At 71.3% G+C, this 18,478-nt stretch carries 16 protein-coding genes; 7 read left to right on the forward strand and 9 right to left on the reverse strand.

Going from position 1 to position 18,478, the window contains the following annotated elements; translation table 11 throughout:
- Window positions 1–33: 33 nt before the first annotated feature.
- From IEY69_RS02250 to lepA, 6 genes are all read right to left on the reverse strand, one after another.
- On the reverse strand, window positions 34–2,268 hold the full coding sequence (locus tag IEY69_RS02250; RefSeq protein WP_189071519.1) for an ATP-binding cassette domain-containing protein: 2,235 nt from the start codon (window positions 2,266–2,268) through the stop codon (window positions 34–36).
- Between the two features lie 110 nt (window positions 2,269–2,378).
- On the reverse strand, window positions 2,379–3,542 hold the full coding sequence (locus tag IEY69_RS02255) for a pyridoxal phosphate-dependent aminotransferase (RefSeq protein WP_189071520.1): 1,164 nt from the start codon (window positions 3,540–3,542) through the stop codon (window positions 2,379–2,381).
- A 44-nt stretch (window positions 3,543–3,586) separates the two neighbouring features.
- Window positions 3,587–4,075, reverse strand: a complete 489-nt coding sequence (locus tag IEY69_RS02260; protein ID WP_189071521.1) for a hypothetical protein — start codon at window positions 4,073–4,075, stop codon at window positions 3,587–3,589.
- 256 nt (window positions 4,076–4,331) lie between these two features.
- Entirely contained in the window at window positions 4,332–4,916 is a 585-nt protein-coding gene (locus IEY69_RS02265) for a response regulator transcription factor (protein ID WP_189071522.1), read from the reverse strand.
- Window positions 4,913–5,992, reverse strand: coding sequence for a sensor histidine kinase (locus IEY69_RS02270; protein WP_189071523.1), 1,080 nt, complete (start codon window positions 5,990–5,992; stop codon window positions 4,913–4,915). The genes IEY69_RS02265 and IEY69_RS02270 overlap by 4 nt, the downstream gene beginning before the upstream one ends.
- A gap of 204 nt (window positions 5,993–6,196) precedes the next feature.
- Window positions 6,197–8,017: a translation elongation factor 4 gene (lepA, locus tag IEY69_RS02275; protein WP_308425427.1), complete on the reverse strand. Its 1,821-nt coding sequence runs from the start codon at window positions 8,015–8,017 to the stop codon at window positions 6,197–6,199.
- Window positions 8,018–8,089: 72 nt separating this feature from the next.
- Between lepA and IEY69_RS02280 the strand changes: the two genes are divergently transcribed.
- Together IEY69_RS02280 and IEY69_RS02285 are read left to right on the forward strand one after the other, a co-directional pair.
- Window positions 8,090–9,430, forward strand: a complete 1,341-nt coding sequence (locus IEY69_RS02280; RefSeq protein ID WP_189071525.1) for a M28 family peptidase — start codon at window positions 8,090–8,092, stop codon at window positions 9,428–9,430.
- 75 nt (window positions 9,431–9,505) lie between these two features.
- Window positions 9,506–10,318, forward strand: coding sequence for a GNAT family N-acetyltransferase (locus IEY69_RS02285; protein ID WP_189071526.1), 813 nt, complete (start codon window positions 9,506–9,508; stop codon window positions 10,316–10,318).
- Between the two features lie 159 nt (window positions 10,319–10,477).
- On the opposite strand, the gene IEY69_RS02290 is transcribed toward IEY69_RS02285, so the two are convergent.
- A complete protein-coding gene (locus IEY69_RS02290; RefSeq protein ID WP_189071527.1) occupies window positions 10,478–11,350 on the reverse strand; it encodes a bifunctional 5,10-methylenetetrahydrofolate dehydrogenase/5,10-methenyltetrahydrofolate cyclohydrolase in 873 nt (290 codons plus the stop codon).
- 194 nt (window positions 11,351–11,544) lie between these two features.
- Between IEY69_RS02290 and IEY69_RS02295 the strand changes: the two genes are divergently transcribed.
- A complete protein-coding gene (locus IEY69_RS02295) occupies window positions 11,545–12,207 on the forward strand; it encodes a TetR/AcrR family transcriptional regulator (RefSeq protein WP_189071528.1) in 663 nt (220 codons plus the stop codon).
- Between the two features lie 189 nt (window positions 12,208–12,396).
- Here IEY69_RS02295 and IEY69_RS02300 read toward each other — a convergent pair whose 3' ends face one another.
- A complete protein-coding gene (locus IEY69_RS02300; RefSeq protein ID WP_189071529.1) occupies window positions 12,397–13,059 on the reverse strand; it encodes a hypothetical protein in 663 nt (220 codons plus the stop codon).
- A gap of 98 nt (window positions 13,060–13,157) precedes the next feature.
- Between IEY69_RS02300 and proB the strand changes: the two genes are divergently transcribed.
- Genes proB through IEY69_RS02315 form a run of 3 tightly spaced genes read left to right on the forward strand, consistent with a single transcriptional unit; the run spans window position 13,158 to window position 15,908 of the window.
- A complete protein-coding gene (gene proB, locus IEY69_RS02305) occupies window positions 13,158–14,249 on the forward strand; it encodes a glutamate 5-kinase (RefSeq protein ID WP_189071530.1) in 1,092 nt (363 codons plus the stop codon).
- A 22-nt stretch (window positions 14,250–14,271) separates the two neighbouring features.
- Window positions 14,272–15,015 carry a glucodextranase DOMON-like domain-containing protein gene (locus IEY69_RS02310; RefSeq protein WP_229783562.1) on the forward strand — a complete coding sequence of 248 codons (744 nt, stop codon included), beginning with the start codon at window positions 14,272–14,274 and terminating at the stop codon, window positions 15,013–15,015.
- The gene (locus IEY69_RS02315; RefSeq protein WP_229783563.1) at window positions 15,012–15,908 is read left to right on the forward strand and encodes a DMT family transporter; all 897 of its coding nucleotides are present in this window, start codon (window positions 15,012–15,014) and stop codon (window positions 15,906–15,908) included. The genes IEY69_RS02310 and IEY69_RS02315 overlap by 4 nt, the downstream gene beginning before the upstream one ends.
- 33 nt (window positions 15,909–15,941) lie before the next feature.
- On the opposite strand, the gene IEY69_RS02320 is transcribed toward IEY69_RS02315, so the two are convergent.
- A complete protein-coding gene (locus tag IEY69_RS02320) occupies window positions 15,942–17,204 on the reverse strand; it encodes a DUF4127 family protein (protein WP_189071531.1) in 1,263 nt (420 codons plus the stop codon).
- Between the two features lie 113 nt (window positions 17,205–17,317).
- Between IEY69_RS02320 and IEY69_RS02325 the strand changes: the two genes are divergently transcribed.
- A complete protein-coding gene (locus tag IEY69_RS02325; RefSeq protein WP_189071532.1) occupies window positions 17,318–18,478 on the forward strand; it encodes an ABC transporter permease in 1,161 nt (386 codons plus the stop codon).

Here is an 18,478-nt window from a genome sequence, read left to right on the forward strand (position 1 = left end):
GCCCACGCGCCCGGGTTCCCGGAGGCACCCGGATCAGAGGTAGCGCGCCGTGACCGACCGCTCCACGCCACGCAGTCCGGCGGGGGGGCCGCTGTACAGCACCTCGCCGCCCGCTCGTCCGCCCTCGGGGCCCAGGTCGATCAGCCAGTCCGCCTGCCGGATCACGTCCAGCTGATGCTCGATCAGGATGACGGTGTTCCCGCCGTCCACCAGCCGGTCGATGATGCCCAGCAGCAGCCCGATGTCGCTCAGGTGCAGGCCCGTGGTGGGTTCGTCCATGACGTACACGCTGCCCTTCTTGTGCAGTTCGGTGGCGAGCTTCAGTCGCTGCGCCTCGCCGCCCGACACGGTGCTCAGCGGCTGCCCCAGCGTCAGGTACCCCAGGCCCACGTCGTTCATGGCCTGCAGCACCGCGCGGACGGGTTTCTCGGTGAAGAACGCCAGCGCCGCCTCGGCGGTCATGTTCAGCACGTCGCTGATCGACTGCCCCCGCAACTGCCAGCGCAGCACGTCCGGGCGGAAGCGCTGGCCCTCGCAGACCTCGCATGTGGTCGAGAGGCCCTCCATGAACGCCAGGTCCGTGTACACGACGCCCAGCCCGGCGCAGTTCGGGCAGCTGCCCTCGGAGTTGAAGCTGAACAGCGCGGGGCTCTGACCGCTGGCCTTCGCGAACGCCTTGCGGATCGGGTCCATGATCCCGGTGTACGTGGCGGGCGCCGAGCGGCTGTTCGTGGTCACCCGCGACTGATCCACGACCACGGCGTCCGGGTGCAGCGGCAGGAACACGTCGTGAATCAGGGTGCTCTTGCCCGACCCGGCCACACCCGTCACGACCGTCAGGACGCCCGTGGGGATGTCCACGGTCACGTTCCTGAGGTTGTGCAGGCGCGCGCCCTCCACGTGCAGCCAGCCGACCGGGGCGCGCAACTGCTCCTTCAGCGGCAGGGGGCGACCGAGGTGCCGCCCGGTCAGGGTGCCCGCCTCCAGCAGGGCCGCGACCGGCCCCTGGAACACCACCTCGCCCCCCCGCGTGCCCGGCCCGGGGCCGATGTCCACCACGTGATCCGCCGCGAGAATCACGTCCGGGTCGTGCTCGACGACCAGCACGGTGTTGCCCTTGTCGCGCAGCGCGCCCAGCAGCCCGGTCAGGCGCGACACGTCGCGCGCGTGCAGGCCCACGCTGGGCTCGTCGAGGACGTACAGCATGTCGGTCAGGCTGTTGCCCAGGTGGCGCACCAGCTTCAGCCGCTGGCCCTCACCGCCCGACAGCGTGGCCGTCTCGCGGCTCAGGCTCAGGTACCCCAGCCCGATCTCCACGAGGTGCGACAGGCGCTGCGCGAGGTGCCCTGCCACGCGCGCCGCCGCCGGGTCGCTCAGGCCCCGCAGGAACGCCAGCAGCTCGGTCGCCTCCAGATCCGACAGGTCCGCGATGTTCCGCCCCTCGATCCGCGACGCCAGGGCCGCCGCGTTCAGGCGCGCGCCGCTGCACGCCGGGCAGGTGCCGCCGGTCACGAACTGCTCGAACACCGCGCGGCTGCGGTCGGACATGGCCGCCGCGTCCTTTTTCAGGTACATCCGCTCGAAGCGCTCCACCAGCCCCTCGTACGTCATGTTGATCTCGCCCAGCGACACCTTCAGGTCCCGCCCGTGCAGCAGCAGGTGCAGGTCGTGCTCGGAGTACTCCTGCACCGGGCGGTCCAGGTCGAACAGGCCACTCAGCGCGTATGTCTTCCACAGCCACTTGCCGGGTCTGAAATCCGGGTGCTGGATGGCGCCCTCGTTCAGGGAGAGGGTGCGGTCCAGGAGGCGGTCCAGGTCGAGCTGGGTGGTGCGGCCGATGCCCTCGCAGTCCGGGCACATGCCCTGCGGCGTGTTGAACGAGTACGCGAACGCCGGGCCCGCCGACGGCTGCCCCGCGCGGGAGAACAGCAGCCGCAGCGGCGCGGCGATGTCCGTGTACGTACCGACCGTGGAGCGCGCCCCGCCCCCCACCCGTTTCTGGTTGATGACGACCGGGGCGTTCAGGTTCGCCACGCCGTCCACGTCCGGCTGCCCGTAGTGCGGCAGGAAGCCCTGCACGAACGCGGTGAAGGTCTCGTTCAGCTGCCGCTGCGCCTCGGCGGCCAGCGTGTCGAACACCAGCGACGACTTGCCGGAGCCCGACACGCCGGTGAAGACCGTCAGTTTCTGCTTGGGAATGTCCAGCGAGACGTTCTTCAGGTTGTGTTCGCGCGCGCCGCGCACCTCGATGAAAGCCCGGTCGGTCATGGGTGTGCCTCCTTGATCTCCAGCGTCTCTGAGCAACATGTGAAAACCCCCCACGACAGAGCTTCATGGAAGCTTCACGCAGGGGGCCGTTCGAGACTGTGTTCAGTCGGTCAGCTCAGCAGCCCGCCGATGCGGCGCAGCACCTCCTCGATGTTCGCCATGCTCGTCGCGTAACTCAGGCGCACCTGCCCCGGCGCGGCGAAATCCGTGCCCGGCACGACCGCCACCCGCGCGTCGTCCAGGATGCGCCGCGCGGCCTCCAGCTCGTCGGGGTGGATGGGCGTCGTGTCGGCCATCACGTAGAACGCGCCCTGCGGCGTGGGCGTGCGCAGGCCCAGCGCGTTCAGGCCCGAGACGATCCGGTCGCGCCGCTCGCGGTACGCCGCGCGGGCCATGTCCACGAACGCCGCCGTGTGCGCCTGATCCGACAGGGCCGAAAGGGTTGCGTACTGCGACACGCTGCTCGCGTTGCTCGTGCTCTGCGACTGCAGCGCGTTCATCGCGGCGATCACGCCCTTCGGGCCGCCCGCGTACCCGATGCGCCACCCGGTCATCGCGTACGCCTTGCTGGCCCCGTTGATCGTCAGCGTGTGCTCGGGCGCGTACAGGCCAATACTGACCTGCTCGGCGTCGTACACTAGATGCTCGTACATCTCGTCCGTCACGATCACGAGGTTATGCTTCTGTGCCAACGCCGCCACCGCGCGCAGCACCTCCGGCGGGAACACCGCGCCCGTCGGGTTGCCGGGGCTGTTCAGCACGATCATCCGCGTCCTGGGCGTCACGCGCGCCTCCAGCTCGTCGGGATCGAGCAGGAACCCCGACTCCGGGGTGGTCGGCACCGCCACCGGCACCGCGCCCGTCAGGGCCACCATCTCCGGGTAACTCACCCAGTACGGCGCGGGGATCAGCACCTCGTCGCCCGGGTTCAGCAGTGCGAAGAACGCGTTGAACAGCGCCTGCTTCCCGCCACTCGTGACCGTCACCGCGTCCGGCGCGTACTCCAGGCCGTTCTCGCGGGCGAACTTCGCGCTGATCGCCTCCCTCAACTCCGGAATGCCGTTCACGGCCGTGTACTTCGTCTTGCCGCTCTCGATCGCGGCGATGGCCGCTGCCTTCACGTGATCCGGCGTGTCGAAATCCGGCTCGCCGACACTCATGCTGATCACGTCCACGCCCTGCCGCCGCAACTCCAGCGCGCGGCTCGTCACCGCGACCGTCGCGGAAGGCTTCAGGCTCAGGGCACGCTCGGACAGCAGAAAAGGGCCGCTCATGCCCCGCAGGGTACAGGCGGCCCGAATGGCGCGGGGCGAGAGGTTTAGAAGCGGTACGTCACGCCCAGATTCACGCCGGGTGCGAACACGCCCTGCCCGGGCACCACCAGGTACCGTGCCTTGACCTCCCCGAAGTAGCCCCAGTTGCCCTGTCCCAGCGGCCCCTGCACGCCCACCACGCCGCCCAGCAGCCACGCCGCGCCCAGGATGGTCCCCACGCTCGGGCCGCCGTACACGTTCAGGCCTGCGCGGTTGCCCCGGAACAGCAGGTCGGCGCCCACCACCGGGATCGGGCCGGTCACGTCCGGCAGCGGAATCAGGGTCGCACTGGCGGTTCCCCGCACGGAGAGCGTGCCGGACGGCAGCTGCGCCACGTCCGCACTCAGGCCGAGGCTCAGGGTCGGCAGGAGGTACACCTCCGTGCCCACCCCACCCCACACCTGCACGCCACCGGAAGGGGTCGGGGTGTCGGACTGGGCAGCGGCGGAACCGGCCAGGAGCAGCCCGGCGAAGATCAGGGTCAAGCGTTTCACCCCGCGAGTGTAGACACGACGCGCCGCGCCCGGTGCCTCACCTGACGCGCGCCGCCCCGTGCCCCCGGCGGGGGAGAGGCGGCGCACGTCAGGCGCTCACAGCGGTTTCCAGTTCCGTTGAGGGGCCAACACCACGCCCCAGGGCTGCACCTCCAACCGCTGTCCTTCTCCGGTGCTCGCTCTGCGGCGCAGCTCTTCGAGTCCGCTCGGTTCAGAGAGATTTGAGAAACCCCTTCAAGACCTCTGAACTCCGCTGTCAGTGCAGCAGGCCGATGCTGCGGGCGCGGCTGACGGCCTCGGTGCGGTCCCCGGCGTCCAGCTTCGCGTACAGCCGCGCGAGGTGATCCTTGACGGTGTCCGGGCTGACCCCCAGGTTCTTCGCGATCTCCTTGTTGCTGTACCCCTGCGCCAGCAGGGGCAGCACCTCGGACTCGCGGGGCGTCAGGCGCGGCACGTCCACGTGCGGCAGGCGGTCAATCTCGGGGTTCGCGACGATGTCCCGCAGCTGCCGCGCGAGGCTCTCCGGGTCGGTTTCCTTGCTCACGTACCCGCGCGCCCCGGCCGCCCGGGCCGCCTGCACGATCGCCGGCTCCGCGAAGGTGGTGATCAGGACGCTCACCACGCGGGGGTTGCTCTGCCGCAGGCGCTCGCACACCTCGATGCCGGTCATGCCGGGCATCTTCACGTCCAGCAGCGCCGCGTCGGGTTGCAGGGTCCGGCAGGCCTCCAGCGCGGCCAGACCGTCGCTGGCCTCGGCGACCACGTCGAACCCCTGGTGAATCAGGGCGTACTTCAGGCCCATGCGGAAGAGGGGGTGGTCGTCGGCGATGACTAATCTCATGGGTGAACCTCCGGGAGGGACAGGGTGAAGCGGGTCAGGGTGGGCACGGCGGAATCGGCAGGACGGTCAGGTTCAGGAGGAGGTTCGGGCGGCTGAGGATGAACGCGGTCGTAGTGCAGTTCCCCACCGTGCGCCTGCGCGATGCGCCGCACGATGAACAGCCCCAGGCCCGCCGTGCCGGACGTGTACTGCTGACCGGCAATGGTGGTGGGCTGGGCGTTGAACGGCTGGGCCAGCTCATCCAGCGGGGCGGGCAGGCCCGGGCCGTCGTCGGTGACGGTCAGGCCCGCCGGGGAGACCGCCAGCGTGACGCGGGTGCGGGCATACCGCAGGGCGTTCACGGTCAGGTTGGTGACCGCGCGGTCCAGCACGCCCGCGTCAACCGCCGCCACACCGTGACCCTCCACGCTCAGCTGAAGGCCCCGTTCCTGCACCTGGGTGGCCACGCGCGCCGCGACCTCGTCCAGCAGCGTGCGCAGATCGGCGGGCGCCAGGCGGACCTGCACGTGCTCCTGCTCGAAGCGGTGCGCGTCGGCCATCTGCTGCACCAGGGCCAGCAGCCGCGCCGTCTCCGCCTGGATCTGCTCGCCCATCATGCGGCGCTCGGCGTCCGGAACCGGCATGGTCGTGATGATCTTCGTGAGGTGACCGGTGGCGATCAGCGGGGTTTTCAGGTCGTGCACCAGGGTCGCCATGAACGCGTTGCGGCGCGCCTGCTCGGTACTCAGGCGGCCCAGCAGGTCCGTGAACGCCGAGCGCAGCGACAGGATCTCACTCGGGTCGTCCGGATGAGGCGCCTGCAGGTGACCGGTCCGGATCTCGGTGCGCAGCCGACTGACGGAGGTGAGCAGCGCGCCGCTCAGGATGAACCCCACCAGGGCGCAGGTCGCCCCGACCAGCACCATCCACGCGAGGATCGCGCCACTGGGCAGTTCCGGCTGGGCCATGAGGGTCATGACGACGTTCGGCAGGAACGCCAGCAGGAAGATCACCAGGGTGAACTGGGCGCGCAGGGTCGTGCGGACCCGGAGCCCCCCGCTGGGGCGGGCGACCGCGGGATGTGACCCTGTGCTCATGGAACTCAGCGTACGGGGGCTGCTCTGACAGAACCCTCACGTACCTGTCAATCCCCCCACCCCCATTGCATGGGGGAACGGGTGTCCCCCCCGGGTGGGGCCTGCAGCTCACGGACAGCGCCAGGTGCGGGGTGGGATGCCGGGTGCCGGGCTCCATGAGCACAGGCCCGGCGGGTTCAGCCGGGCCTGTCGGGTGCTTCTGCCTTACTCGTCGGTGCTGAGCACCGCCAGGAACGCCTCCTGCGGCACCTCGACCGTCCCGAACTGCTTCATGCGGGCGCGGCCCTTCTTCTGCTTCTCCAGCAGCTTCTTCTTACGGGAGATGTCGCCGCCGTAGCACTTGGCGAGCACGTCCTTGCGGAAGGCCTTCACGGTGGCGCGCGCGATGATCTTCCCGCCGATCACGGCCTGCACCGGTACGGGGAACATCTGCCGGGGGATCACGTCGGCCATCTTGTCCACGATCTTGCGGCCCAGCCCGTAGGTCTTGGTCTCGTGCACGATCACGGCGAGCGCGTCGATGATCTCGTTGTTCACCATGATGTCGACCTTGCGCAGGTCGCCGTCGCGGTACCCGAGCTGCTCGTAGTCCATGCTGGCGTAGCCGCGGCTGATGCTCTTGAGGCGGTCGTGGAAGTCGTACAGGATCTCCGCGAACGGCACCTCGTACAGCAGCTCCACGCGCTTCCCGACGTAGTTCATGGTGATCATCGAGCCGCGCCGCTCCTGCAGCAGCTGCATGACCGGCCCCACGTAGTCCTCGGGGAGCATGATGCTCAGCTTGATGTACGGTTCCTCCACGGTCGTGATGCGGTCCCGGGTGGGGAACTCGGCCGGGTTCTGCGTCTCGAACACCTCGCCGTTCGTGAGGGTCACGCGGTACACCACGGCGGGCGCCGTGGCGATCAGGTCTAGGTCGTACTCGCGTTCCAGGCGCTCCTGGATGATCTCGGCGTGCAGCAGGCCCAGGAAGCCGCAGCGGAACCCGAAGCCCAGCGCTTCACTGGTTTCCGGCTCGAAGGAGAACGCCGCGTCGTTCAGCTTCAGCTTCTCCAGCGCGTCACGCAGCTTGCGGTAATCCTCGGTGTCGGTGGGGTAGAGACCGGAGAACACCACGGGCTGCGCGGGCTTGAAGCCGGGGAACGGCTCGGTCGTCTGCCGCTCGCGCCCGGTCAGGGTGTCGCCCACCTGCGCGTCCTGGATGTCCTTGATCCCCGCCGCGACCCAGCCGACCGCGCCCGCCGGGAGGGACTGCCCCACGACCAGCCCGGGGCTGAACGTGCCGACCTTATCCACCTCGAAGTTCTTCCCGGCGTTCATCAGGCGGATCTGATCTTTCGGGTTCAGGGTGCCTTCCAGCACCCGCACGAACAGGATCACGCCCTGGTACGCGTCGAAGAACGAGTCGAAGATCAGCGCCTTCAGGGGCGCCTCGGGGTCGCCGCTGGGCGCGGGGATGCGCTCCACGATGGCTTCCAGGATCTCGGGAATGCCGATCCCGGCCTTGCCGGACGCGAACACGGCGTCCGACGCGGGAATCCCGATGACTTCCTCGAGTTCCTGCGCGGCGCCCTCCGGGTCGGCGGCCGGGAGGTCGATCTTGTTGATGACCGGCACGATCTCGAGGTTGCTGTCGATCGCGAGGTATGCGTTCACGATGGTCTGCGCCTCGACGCCCTGCGAGGCGTCCACGAGCAGCAGCACGCCCTCGCACGCCGCCAGGGACCGCGAGACCTCGTAGTTGAAGTCCACGTGGCCAGGCGTGTCGATCAGGTTGAAGGTGTACTCCTCCCCGTTCTCACGCGTGTAGGTGAGGCGCACCGGGGTGGACTTGATGGTGATGCCGCGTTCGCGTTCGAGTTCCAGCGTGTCGAGCGTCTGGTCGCGCTTGTCCCGTTCGGACATGGCGCCCAGCCGCTCCAGAATGCGGTCCGCGAGGGTGGATTTCCCGTGGTCCACATGGGCGATGATCGAGAAGTTCCTGACGTTCACACAGAGCAGTCTAGCGCGGCGCATGGTAACCATGCCGTGACCCGCGCCCCCACCCGGGCACATGCGGCAACCCGGCCCGCCCGGGCGGCGTATCAAGGGATCAGTATGTTTCCCCGCATCCGCGCCCTGCCCACCCGGCCCGCCGTTCCCGCCTGGAAGATCCTCCTGCCGGTCCTCGGCGCCGCCGCGCTCGGCTGGTGGGGGTACAGCTGGGTCACGCGGCCCGTGAACCCACCGCTGGACCCCGCCGCGCGCCAGGGCAGCGTCGCGGGCGACTGGGCGACCCTGAAGACGTTCGGGCCGCGCACGCCCGGCACGCCCGGACACGACCGCACGCTGGACTGGGCGCAGGCGCAGCTCAGCGCCCTCGGGTACCACGTGACCCGCGACGCTTTCCCGGTCGACGTCTGGACGGACGGCGGCGCGACCGTCACCGGACCCGGCGGACTGAACGTCACGGGCCGCGCCCTGTACGGCTCGCAGGGCTTCGACCAGCAGGGAACGCTGGTGCCGGTGCCCGGAAACGCCAGCGACGAGCAACTGGAGGCGATGAACCTCCAGATGAACCTGGCGGTCGCCCATTGCCCCGCGCGGCCCTGGGGGCAGTTCGCCACGGCCCTGATCGACCAGGGTGCGTTCGGCGTGGCGATCATCGACGACTGCCCGGTCACGCCCGCGCTGTCCCGCGCGCCCGCCACGCCCCTGCCGATGCTCGTGCTGGACCGGGAGGCCGGGGCTGCGCTGGAGGAGCGCCTGGGGCAGACCGTCACGTTCACCACCCGCACTGGGCAGCAGACCGTGCAGGCCGCGAACCTCGTCGCCCGGCGCGCCAACGGGCAGGCGCAGGTCATCTACGGCGCGCACCTGGACAGCGTCCCCGGCGCCAGCGGCGCGAACGACAACGCCAGCGGCGTCCTAGCCGTGCTGGACCTCGCGCGGCGCGCGGCGGGCACCCCGGAGGCCGAGCGGGCGTGGTTCGCGCTGTTCGACGCGGAGGAACTCGGCCTGATCGGCAGCCGGCAGTTCGTCCGCACGTACGCGTACCCCATGGAACAGACCCGCGCCATGATCAACCTCGACATGGTCGGCGTGAACGCCGAGCCGCTGGGCGTGGCCGCCACCGAGGACCTGCTGCCCCTGATCCGCGCCGCCCGCCCCGGCCTGCGCGAATTCGACGACGCGGCGCAGTCCACCCGGGAAACCTTCGGCCGCAGCCCCGCCACCACCGGCCTGAGCGACCACGCCGCGTTCAAGGCAGTCCGCATTCCCGCCGCGTTCCTGCACCGCGGGCTGGACGGGCACTACCACACACCCCAGGACACCACCCTGGACCCCGCCCTCGTGCAGGACGCCGCCGACAGCGCCTGGAAGATCGGGCAGGAGGTCCTCGCCGCGCCCTTCACGCCGCGCCCCGAGTGCGGCCTGACCGGACGCGACTGCCACTGACCACCCCCAGTGACCGCGCCGGACCCGCCATCTGGCCGACGCGCCGCCCCCGGTTCAGCCCCTAACGTGATCGGCATGACCCGGTCCCTCGGTTACTTCACGGACGTCGCCCTGAGGCGGCAGGAGGGCAGCGACGTGCAGGTCCGCGCCGACTGCACCGTCGTGCGCTCGCCCGCCAATCCCACCTTCTGGTGGGGCAATTTCCTGCTGATGCCTGCCCTGCCCGCCCCCGGCGACCTTGAGGCCTGGGAGGCCACCTTCCAGCGCGAGTTCCCAGGCGCCGCGCACCGCGTGTACGGGGTGGACGCGCCCGGACTCGCCCTGAGCGGCCCGCCCGCCGAGGAGTTCCGCGCCGCCGGGTACGACGTGCGGGCCGACACGGTCCTGACCGCCGCCCGCACCCACGAACCCCGCCGGATCAATCGGGACGCCCAGCTGCGCGTCCTGACCGGAGACACCGACTGGGCGGCGGCCCTGGCGATGCGTGAAGCGGTGAATGCCGCCGACCCCCACCCCCACGAGGCGCAGGGATACCGGGCGTTCGCCGCCCGGAAACTGGCCGCGTACCGCGCCGCGCAGGCCGCCGGGCACGGCGCGCTCCTGGGGGCCTTCGATGACCACGGGCGGATGCTCTCGGGCCTGGGGATCTTCGACGCGGGTGACGGCGTGGCCCGCTACCAGAACGTCGAGACGCACCCCGACGCCCGCTCACGCGGACTGGCGGGAACGCTGGTTCCCCACGCGGGCGAGTGGGCCCGCGAGCACCTGCACGCGCGCACGCTGGTCATCGTGGCCGACCCGGACTACCACGCTCAGCGCCTGTACGAGAGCGTGGGTTTCACCCCCACCGAGCTGCAGATCGCCCTGGAAAAACGCCCGCTGGAGTAACGCGGACTCCGAATGAACGGCCAACCTGACCACCGCTCCACGCCCGGAACCCGCCCCTCTCCCACGCGCATCCGCTCGGAGTGAATGGTCTGCACAAACCGTTCACTCCGAGTCGGGGGGGGGGTGTGCGCCGATCGGAGTTCTTCCCGAACGGGGTGACTACTCGACCCGTTCGCCGCGCTGCAACTTCACGGCCCGCACGAGGTTCTGGTACATCAGGGCACTCGTCAGCGGGCCCACGCCCCCGGGCACCGGCGTCTGCGCCCGCACGGGCAGGTTCGCCTCGGCGTCGCCCACCACGCCGCTGCCGTCCGGCGGCACGTTGATCCCGGCGTCCACCACCACGTGGTGCGGCTGCACGTGCGCGGGGCGCAGCAGCCCGGCGCGGCCCACGGCGATCACCACGGCGTCCTGCGCGGCCAGCACGCCCGGCAGGTCGCGGGTGTGCTCGTTGCACAGCGTGACGGTCACGCCGCGGTTGTTCAGCATGAAGGTCAGCGGGCGGCCCACCGTGCGGCCCGGGCCGATCACGGCGACGCGCGCGCCGCGCAGGTCGTCGCCCAGCGCCTCGCGCAGCAGGAAACGGATCGAGCGGGGCGTGGGGGGCAGCAGCGCCTCGCTCTCGCGCCCGGCGGCGATCAGCGCGAGGTTCGCGGGGCTCAGGCCCTCAATGTCCTTGCGGGCCGTCAGGTGCAGCAGCGCGGCGTCGGCGTCCAGCGGGGCGGCCAGCGGCAGTTCCAGCATGATGCCGTGCACGTCCGGGTCGCTGGACAGGGCGTGCAGCGTGGCGTGCAGCTTGTCCTGCGTGGTGGCGGCGCCCAGGTCGCGCACCGTGAAGCGCACGCCCAGCCGCTTGGCCTGCCGGGCCTTGCTGTCCACGTACACGCGGCTGGCCGGGTCGCCCGACGCCAGGACGCTCACGAGGTGCGGCTGGAAGTCCCAGCTGCTCAGGTCCGCGCGGACCTGCCGGGTGACCTGATCCGCGCGCGGTTTGCCCGGCAGCGCCAGGGGGGAGGGGAGAGAATCAGTCATGGTGAAGTCCAGATGGGGGCAAGAGGGCGGTGGGGCCGGAATGGGACCGCTTCCCGCAGCGGGAACGGCATCCGGCCCAGCATACCTGCCCGCCGCGTGGCGGGGGCATCTGGGGGTGTTCCTGATCCCCTGGGGGGGGGTACCGTGAAGTGCTTCACAGCGTCGGAAAAGTCACATGGCTATGGTCTAGCCTAATGCCATCTGACACCAGCCGACCCGCCCGCGCCCGCAGCGCCGAAGAGAAGAACCAACGCCGCGACGACATCCTGCGCGCCGCCGAGCGCCTGTGGACGACCACCACCTACGCCGAACTCAGCATGAACCAGGTCGCGCGCGAGGCCAAACTCGCCAAGGGCACCCTGTACCTGTACTTCGACACGAAAGAAGAACTGTTCCTGGCGCTGCTCAGCGAACACCTTCAGGGCTGGATCACGCGCACCAGCGACCTGCTGATCGACCGTCAGCCCCGCACGCCGCAGCAGGTCACCGAGGTCCTCATGGACTCCGCCGACGCGCTCGTCCCGCTGCGCCGCCTGCTGGTCCTGCTGGGCACCGTGCTGGAACGCAACGTCCGCCCCGAACTGGGCCTGGAATTCCGCCGTGAACTGGACAGCCAGCTGCACCGCCTCGTGCAGCACATGCCCTACAGCGCCCCCACCACCCTGCGCCTGCTGCGGCACCTGTACGCCCTGGCGATCGGCTGGCAGCAGTACCGCGAGTCCCTGCCCGGCCTGGATCCCAAGACCGGCCAGCCCCGCGCGGAGACGCCCGGCGAGTACCGCGCCGAGTTCGAACTCGCGCTGCGCGGCATCGTCGAGCAGCTCGCCGCGCAGGACGCCCGCGCCGCCGCTGTCTGACAGCAGCATTCAGGAGTCTTGAAGGTGACCCTCAATACTCCTGAACGAGCGGAGCGAGCACCTGACAACACCAGTGGTTGGAGGTGGAATTGAAGGGCGTGCTGTTGGCCCTTCAATGGAACTGGAGACCGCTGTGATCCCTGCTGATCTCGCCCCCCGGCCGCGTGCGCGGCCGGGGGGCTGCGCCGTTCACCAGCGGAACTTCCCGGCGGCCGCCACCCAGTTCAGTCTCAGCGCCCGCAGGGCTGACGTCAGGTGGACCCCGGTGCTCTCGCAGGCGCGGCGCGCGGCGTCGGGCACGACCGGCAGGACCGTCAGCGACGTGCCCTGCCGCGATGGGACGTACTGCACCCCCAGCGTCACGCCCCGCAGGCACGCGGGCGGCGGGCCCACCAGGAAGTCCGCGTCGCGGATCAGCTGGATGACCTCCGCCTCCGGCACGGCGCGCAGCACCTGCCCGTCCGTCCAGCCGAACGTGGACCGCTGCTGACACGCCCCGGCCCGGCACCACTCGCGGTTCAGCACCAGCAGCGCCCGTTTCCCCTGCACGTAGGTGGCCGCGCGCAGCGTGGTGAAGACCCGCCCCCCGTCCTCCTGACTGCCGCGCCAGTCCAGGAAATGATTCGACTCGTCCGTCACCTGCAGGTGGAACAGGTTCTGCGTGGCGGTCCAGTCCAGCCGCTCGCGCCGCGCGGTGGCCAGCAGCGACCCCTCGGTCGCCGGAGGCTGAAAGCTCGCCAGGAACAGCTGCACGGCCCGTACTGGACTCAGCGGCCCGGCCTGCGCTCCGGTACCGGTGGCCAGGATCAGCAGGGTGGCGGGCAGGGCGCGGCTCACGGCTCGTGGGGACACCCGTTCAGTCTGCCGTACGGACGCGCCGCGCGCGAGCCGTGACACCCGGCTGCACAGCCCGCGCCGCGCCCGGCGGGGCCGCCCGTATGCTGGGACGCGTGCGTGTCGTTCTGAAACTCGGTACCAGCGTTCTCACGGCAGGGACGGACCGCCTGCACCGCCCCCGCCTGGTGGACCTGATCCGCACCCTGGCCGCCGCCCGCGAGGCCGGGCACGAGGTCGTCCTGGTCACCAGCGGCGCGGTGCTAGCCGGGTGGGAGGCGCTGGGCTTCCCCCCACGCGACCGGACCCTGGCGGAAAAGCAGCTGCTGGCCGCCGTCGGTCAGGGCCGCCTGATGCACACCTACGCGCAGCTGGCCGACCTGTACGGCCTGCCCGTCGCGCAGGTGCTGCTGACCGCCGACGACTTCCGGGACCGCACGCGGTACCTGAACGCCCGCACCACCCTGGACACCTGCCTCGCGCGCGGCGTGATGCCGATCATCAACGAGAACGACGCCGTCGCGCTGGAACAGCTCAAGGTTGGGGACAACGACACCCTCTCGGCGTTCGTCGCGAACCTCGTCGAGGCGGACCTGCTGGTCATCCTGACCGACGCGCCCGGCCTGTACACCGCCGACCCGCGCCGCGACCCGACCGCCACCCTGATTCCCATTGTGGACCGCGTGACCCCCGAGGTCTGGGCGCGCGCCGGGGGCGCCGGATCACACCGGGGCACCGGCGGCATGCACACCAAGATCCAGGCGGCCGAGATCGCCACCCGCGCGGGCACCCCGGTCGTGATCGCTCCCGGCGACGCCCGCGACGCCCTGACCCGCCTGCTGACCGGCGAGAGCATCGGCACCCGCTTCCTGGCCGCCGGGTCCCGCCTGGAGGCCCGTAAACGCTGGATCCTCGCGGAAATCGCCGCCGGAAGCGTCACCCTGGACGCCGGAGCCGCCCGCGCGGTCGCCGAACGCGGTGCGAGCCTGCTGCCCGCCGGGATCACCGGCGTGCAGGGGCGCTTCGACCGCGGCCACACCATCCGCCTGCTGGCGCCGGACGGCACGGAACTCGCGCGGGGCCTGACCCGCTACGCGTCGGCGGACCTGCTGAAACTCGCCGGGCAGCACTCCAGCGCTGCCGAGGGTCTGCTGGGCTACACCTACGGCCCGGAAGCCGTGCACCGCGACGACCTCGTGCGGCTGTAGAGGCCCCTCTATACTGCCGGGCGTGCTGGCCCTGCTCGCCTCCCAGACCCAACTCACCGACCCTGCCGCGGACGCCCGGGGTGACGGGGGCTACATCCTGCCCACCCGCCCCGCCTTCACGACCGACATGCTGGACCTGCGCGCCCTGGACGCCCGCCCCACCCCGCAGGGCATGCAGTTCACCGTCACGTACGGCCAGATGGGCAACCCCTGGAACAGCCCCGCGGGCTTCAGCGCGGGCGTGACCGACATCTTCGTGAAGGGCGCGCTGGGCGGGCAGGCGAAACTGGGCGACCTGGGCCTGCGCACCAGCAGCGGCGGCTGGCAGTACCACCTGCGCGTCTCGCCCGGCGGCAGCACCCTGACCGAGGTGGACGCCCAGGGCCAGGAACGCCCCCTGGCCACCCCGACCGTGCAGGTGTCCGGCACCAGCCTGACCGTGCAGACCGCGCTGCCCGACGGTCGCTACGGGTACTGGGTGACGAACAGCGTCTACTCCCCCCTGACCCCGGACGGCGTGCTGCGCCCCGGCACCGCGCAGAACCCCACGGCCCTGCAGGCGGGTCGCGCTGACGCGCCCGTCCCGGTGGACGTCCTGGCCGCCCCGGGGGACACGCGGGCGTACACGCGCGGCACCCTTGCCCCGGTCGGCGAGACCCGCGACCTCGTGGGCATCGGGCTGCTCACGCTGGGCGGCGCGGGCCTGCTCGTCACGATCATCGCCACCGTGTTCGTCTGGAAGCGCCTGAACAGCGGCGCCGCGTGACCCGCCCTGCCCGGCCCACCGCGCTGCCCGCCCCGCTGCTGATCCTGATCGCTGCGGTCCTGTGGGGCCTGCTGGGCATCCTCGGCAAGCAGGCGCAGGCTGCCGGACTGGACCCGCTGGAGGTCGCCTTCTGGCGCGCCGCCCTGGCCGGGGCACTATACGCCGCGCACGCGGCCCTGACCCGCGCCCGCCTGCCACGCGGCCGGGACCTGCTGATCACGGCCGCGTTCGGCGTGGCGGGCGTCAGCATCTTCTACGGGTCGTACCAGCTGGCCGTCCGCGCGGGCGGCGCCAGCCTCGCCAGCGTGCTGCTGTACACCGCCCCGGCCTTCGTGGCCATGATGGGCTGGGCGTTCCTGCGCGAACGCCTGGGCAGCCGGGAACTGCTCGCGGTGGCGGGCACGCTGGGCGGCATCGCCCTGATCAGCCTGGGCGGCGGGCAGGGCGTGACCGTCACGCCCGCCGCGCTCGCCTGGGGCCTGACCGCCGGATTCACGTACAGCCTGTACTACCTGTACGGCAAGGCGTTCTTCACCCGCTACGACCCGCCCGCCCTGCTCGCCGTGGCGCTGCCGGTCGGGGCCGCCGTGCTGCTGCCCTTCGTGACCTTCACCGGGAAGACCCCCGGTGCGTGGGGCAGCCTGGGCGCCATCGCCGTGTTCAGCACGTACCTCGCGTACCTCGCGTACTCCTGGGGCCTGAAGCGCCTGCCCGCCACGCGCGCCAGCGTGATCGCCAGCCTGGAACCCGTGGTGGCCGCCACCCTGGCCGCGCTGCTGTTCGGCGAGCGGCTCTCCGCACTGGCACTGCTGGGCGCCGCCCTGGTGATCGGCGCGGCCCTGCTGCTCAGCATCGGCCCCAGCGACACCGAACGGCACCCCCCAACCGAATGACCAGGGAACCGAATGATCAGGCCAGGCGGATGATCAGGGCTGCCGGTCCAGCGTGAAGTCCCACTCGAACGACCGGCCCCACGGCAGGTCCGCGCTGCCCAGCGTGTACGTGTCGCCCACGCGCAGCGGGAAGAATGCCCCGGCCAGCCGCATCAGGGTCGCCTGCGCCTGCGGGGTGTTCAGTTGCGCCTCGGGGATCAGGGTGCGCAGCTGGGCGCGGACCTCGCTGCTGTAGATCACGTCGTTCGCGAACTCGCGGGCCAGCAGCGCGTCCTGCCGGACCGGATCGGCGCCGCGCGCCAGTTTCGCGTGCGCCAGCGCCGTCCCGAGGTTGTTCCCTGGCGTGCCCCACGCCGCCAGCGCCTGCAGGTTCGCGTGCTGCCGCAGGGTGCGCAGGTCCGCCCAGAAGCGCGGATTCCCGAGGTTCACCTGAGCCACGTCCGCCACGGCCACTTTCCCGGCGCGCAGCAGTGTGCTGACCCGCAGCGCCGCGCGGCGCGGGTCGCCGCCATTGAACACGAACAGCGTCAGGTCCGCCTTCCCGTCCACGACCTGAAAGCCGCTGCCCTGCGCGTGGTTCTCGGCACTCTGCGTCAGGGGAATCCCCTCGTACTTCATGACCTCCCGCGCGGCGGCCGGGTCGCTGTACTCCACCCGCACGGTGGCCGCCCCGGGCGCCAGGGCGCGGGCGGTCAGCATGGACAGCACCTCGTCCGCACCGGGGTACACCCGCACGTTCGCGGGGGCCTCTGCCGCCAGGGCCGCGCCCTCCTGCGGGGCGGGACTGCCGGGCAGCGCGTCGTCCCAGGTGACGTCCAGTTCCTTCAGGCGGCCCTCGCGTGCCCAGCCGATCACGGCGCGCACCACCTCCAGGTTCCGCGCGCGGTCGGTCGCGTCCGGTTCGCGCGGCAGTGTGATGAACGCGAACACCGGCTGCCCCGTCCGCTCGGTCCAGGTGCGCAGCGGTTCCAGTCGTGCCAGGGCCTCCTGGGCCGTCAGGGGGCTCGTGCGGGACTGCACCAGTCCCCCGTAAGCCAGGGCGTCCAGCGACACGATCAGCGGTCCCGTGCGCGGCTGGTCGGCCAGCCACGCGGTCAGCGCCGCCGGGTTCGCGCCGCGCATCGCCGTGCCCAGCAGCGCCGCCTCTGGCACGTGCAGGATGTCGCCGCGCAGGCCGCCGATCAGCGCGGGCAGTACCCGCGTCGCCGGGCGGGAATCCAGCGGCAGCAGCGTCTGGGCGCCCGCTGCGCCGAGCAGGAGGGGCATCAGGGCGGTCAGGGCAGAGGTGCGGCGCATCGTGCCCCCGACCCTACGGGCCGCGCGTGAGGAACCGCTGGGAGTTCCGTGGGAACACGGTCTGTACGCGGGCATGCCACCTGTCCCGCCCCCGCGCGGGTAGCCTGAACCTCATGAAAGCCAGTGACCTGTGGCGACTCGCGTGGCGCGGACTGACCCGCCGCCGGGTCCGCACCCTCCTGACCGCGCTGGGCATCACAGTGGCGGTCGCCAGCATGGTGATCTTCCTGTCCCTGGGCGAGGGCATCCGCAAGGTCTTCACCAGCGAACTCGGCGGCATCGGCCCGGACATCCAGGTGAGCCTCACGCCGCTGTCGCAGGGCATGGCGCTGCACCCCAACCTCCCGCAGAGCACCGTCACGCAGTTGCAGGCCCTGGCGCCCGAACTGGGCATCGAGACGGTCACGCCCGTCATCATGGCCGTGCGCGGCGGCCTGGACCCCACCCAGAGCGTCGTACTGTACGGCCTCCCGGCCAGCGGCGGGATCGGCGCGGTGTTCCCCAGCACCGCGCTGGCGCAGGGCCGCCTGCTGACAGCCGCGGACGAGCAGACCGGCGCGGCCGTCGTCGGTGCCAAGGCCGCGCAGAACCTCCGACTCAGCATCGGCAGCACCCTGAACCTCAACCGCCGCGCCAGCGTGAAGGTCGTCGGCGTCCTCGCCCCGCAGTCCGGACTGGTGGACAACTTCATCTTCATGCCGCTGACGCCCCTGCAGCGCAGCGAGGGCGCCGAGGACCGCGTGTCCCTCGTCGCCGTGAAACTCAAGGACCCCCGGCAGGCCCGCGCGGTCGCCACGGGCATCAGCGACCGCCTGAACCTGGAGGCCGCCACGCAGTCGGACTTCCTGAGCTTCATCGAGCGGGCCCTGCGTATCAGCGACGCCGTGCGGTTCGGCATCTCCCTGATCGCGCTGATCGTGGGCGGGCTGGCCGTCGCGAACACCGTCATGATGGGCGTCTATGAACGCACCCGCGAGTTCGGCACGCTGCGCGCCATCGGGGCGCGGCCCGCGTTCGTCCGCGCCCTGGTCCTGACCGAGTCGCTGCTGCTGTCGCTGGTGGGTGGTGTGGGCGGCGTCCTGCTGGGCCTCGTGGGCATCGTGGTCGTGAACCTGTACACGCAGCAGCTCGCCGGGATCGACGCGGCGGCCCTCACGCCCCGCCTGACGCTGCTTGCACTCGGCATCAGCTTCCTGCTGGGGCTGCTCTCTGGGCTGCTCCCGGCCCGCAACGCCAGCCGCCTGAGCATCACCGACGCCCTGGGGAGGGTCTGA

It is taken from the genome of Deinococcus sedimenti, assembly GCF_014648135.1.
In the GTDB taxonomy this organism is placed as follows: Bacteria; Deinococcota; Deinococci; order Deinococcales; family Deinococcaceae; genus Deinococcus; species Deinococcus sedimenti.

What these genes read in the sequence shown, in the direction of transcription:
- IEY69_RS02250 (WP_189071519.1), bottom strand. Translation starts at nt 2,268, where the DNA reads ATGACCGACCGGGCTTTCATCGAGGTGCGCGGCGCGCGCGAACACAAC.
- IEY69_RS02255 (WP_189071520.1), bottom strand. Translation starts at nt 3,542, where the DNA reads ATGAGCGGCCCTTTTCTGCTGTCCGAGCGTGCCCTGAGCCTGAAGCCT.
- IEY69_RS02265 (WP_189071522.1), bottom strand. Translation starts at nt 4,916, where the DNA reads ATGAGATTAGTCATCGCCGACGACCACCCCCTCTTCCGCATGGGCCTG.
- IEY69_RS02270 (WP_189071523.1), bottom strand. Translation starts at nt 5,992, where the DNA reads ATGAGCACAGGGTCACATCCCGCGGTCGCCCGCCCCAGCGGGGGGCTC.
- lepA (WP_308425427.1), bottom strand. Translation starts at nt 8,017, where the DNA reads ATGGTTACCATGCGCCGCGCTAGACTGCTCTGTGTGAACGTCAGGAAC.
- IEY69_RS02280 (WP_189071525.1), top strand. Translation starts at nt 8,090, where the DNA reads ATGTTTCCCCGCATCCGCGCCCTGCCCACCCGGCCCGCCGTTCCCGCC.
- IEY69_RS02285 (WP_189071526.1), top strand. Translation starts at nt 9,506, where the DNA reads ATGACCCGGTCCCTCGGTTACTTCACGGACGTCGCCCTGAGGCGGCAG.
- IEY69_RS02290 (WP_189071527.1), bottom strand. Translation starts at nt 11,350, where the DNA reads ATGACTGATTCTCTCCCCTCCCCCCTGGCGCTGCCGGGCAAACCGCGC.
- IEY69_RS02295 (WP_189071528.1), top strand. Translation starts at nt 11,545, where the DNA reads ATGCCATCTGACACCAGCCGACCCGCCCGCGCCCGCAGCGCCGAAGAG.
- IEY69_RS02320 (WP_189071531.1), bottom strand. Translation starts at nt 17,204, where the DNA reads ATGCGCCGCACCTCTGCCCTGACCGCCCTGATGCCCCTCCTGCTCGGC.
- IEY69_RS02325 (WP_189071532.1), top strand. Translation starts at nt 17,318, where the DNA reads ATGAAAGCCAGTGACCTGTGGCGACTCGCGTGGCGCGGACTGACCCGC.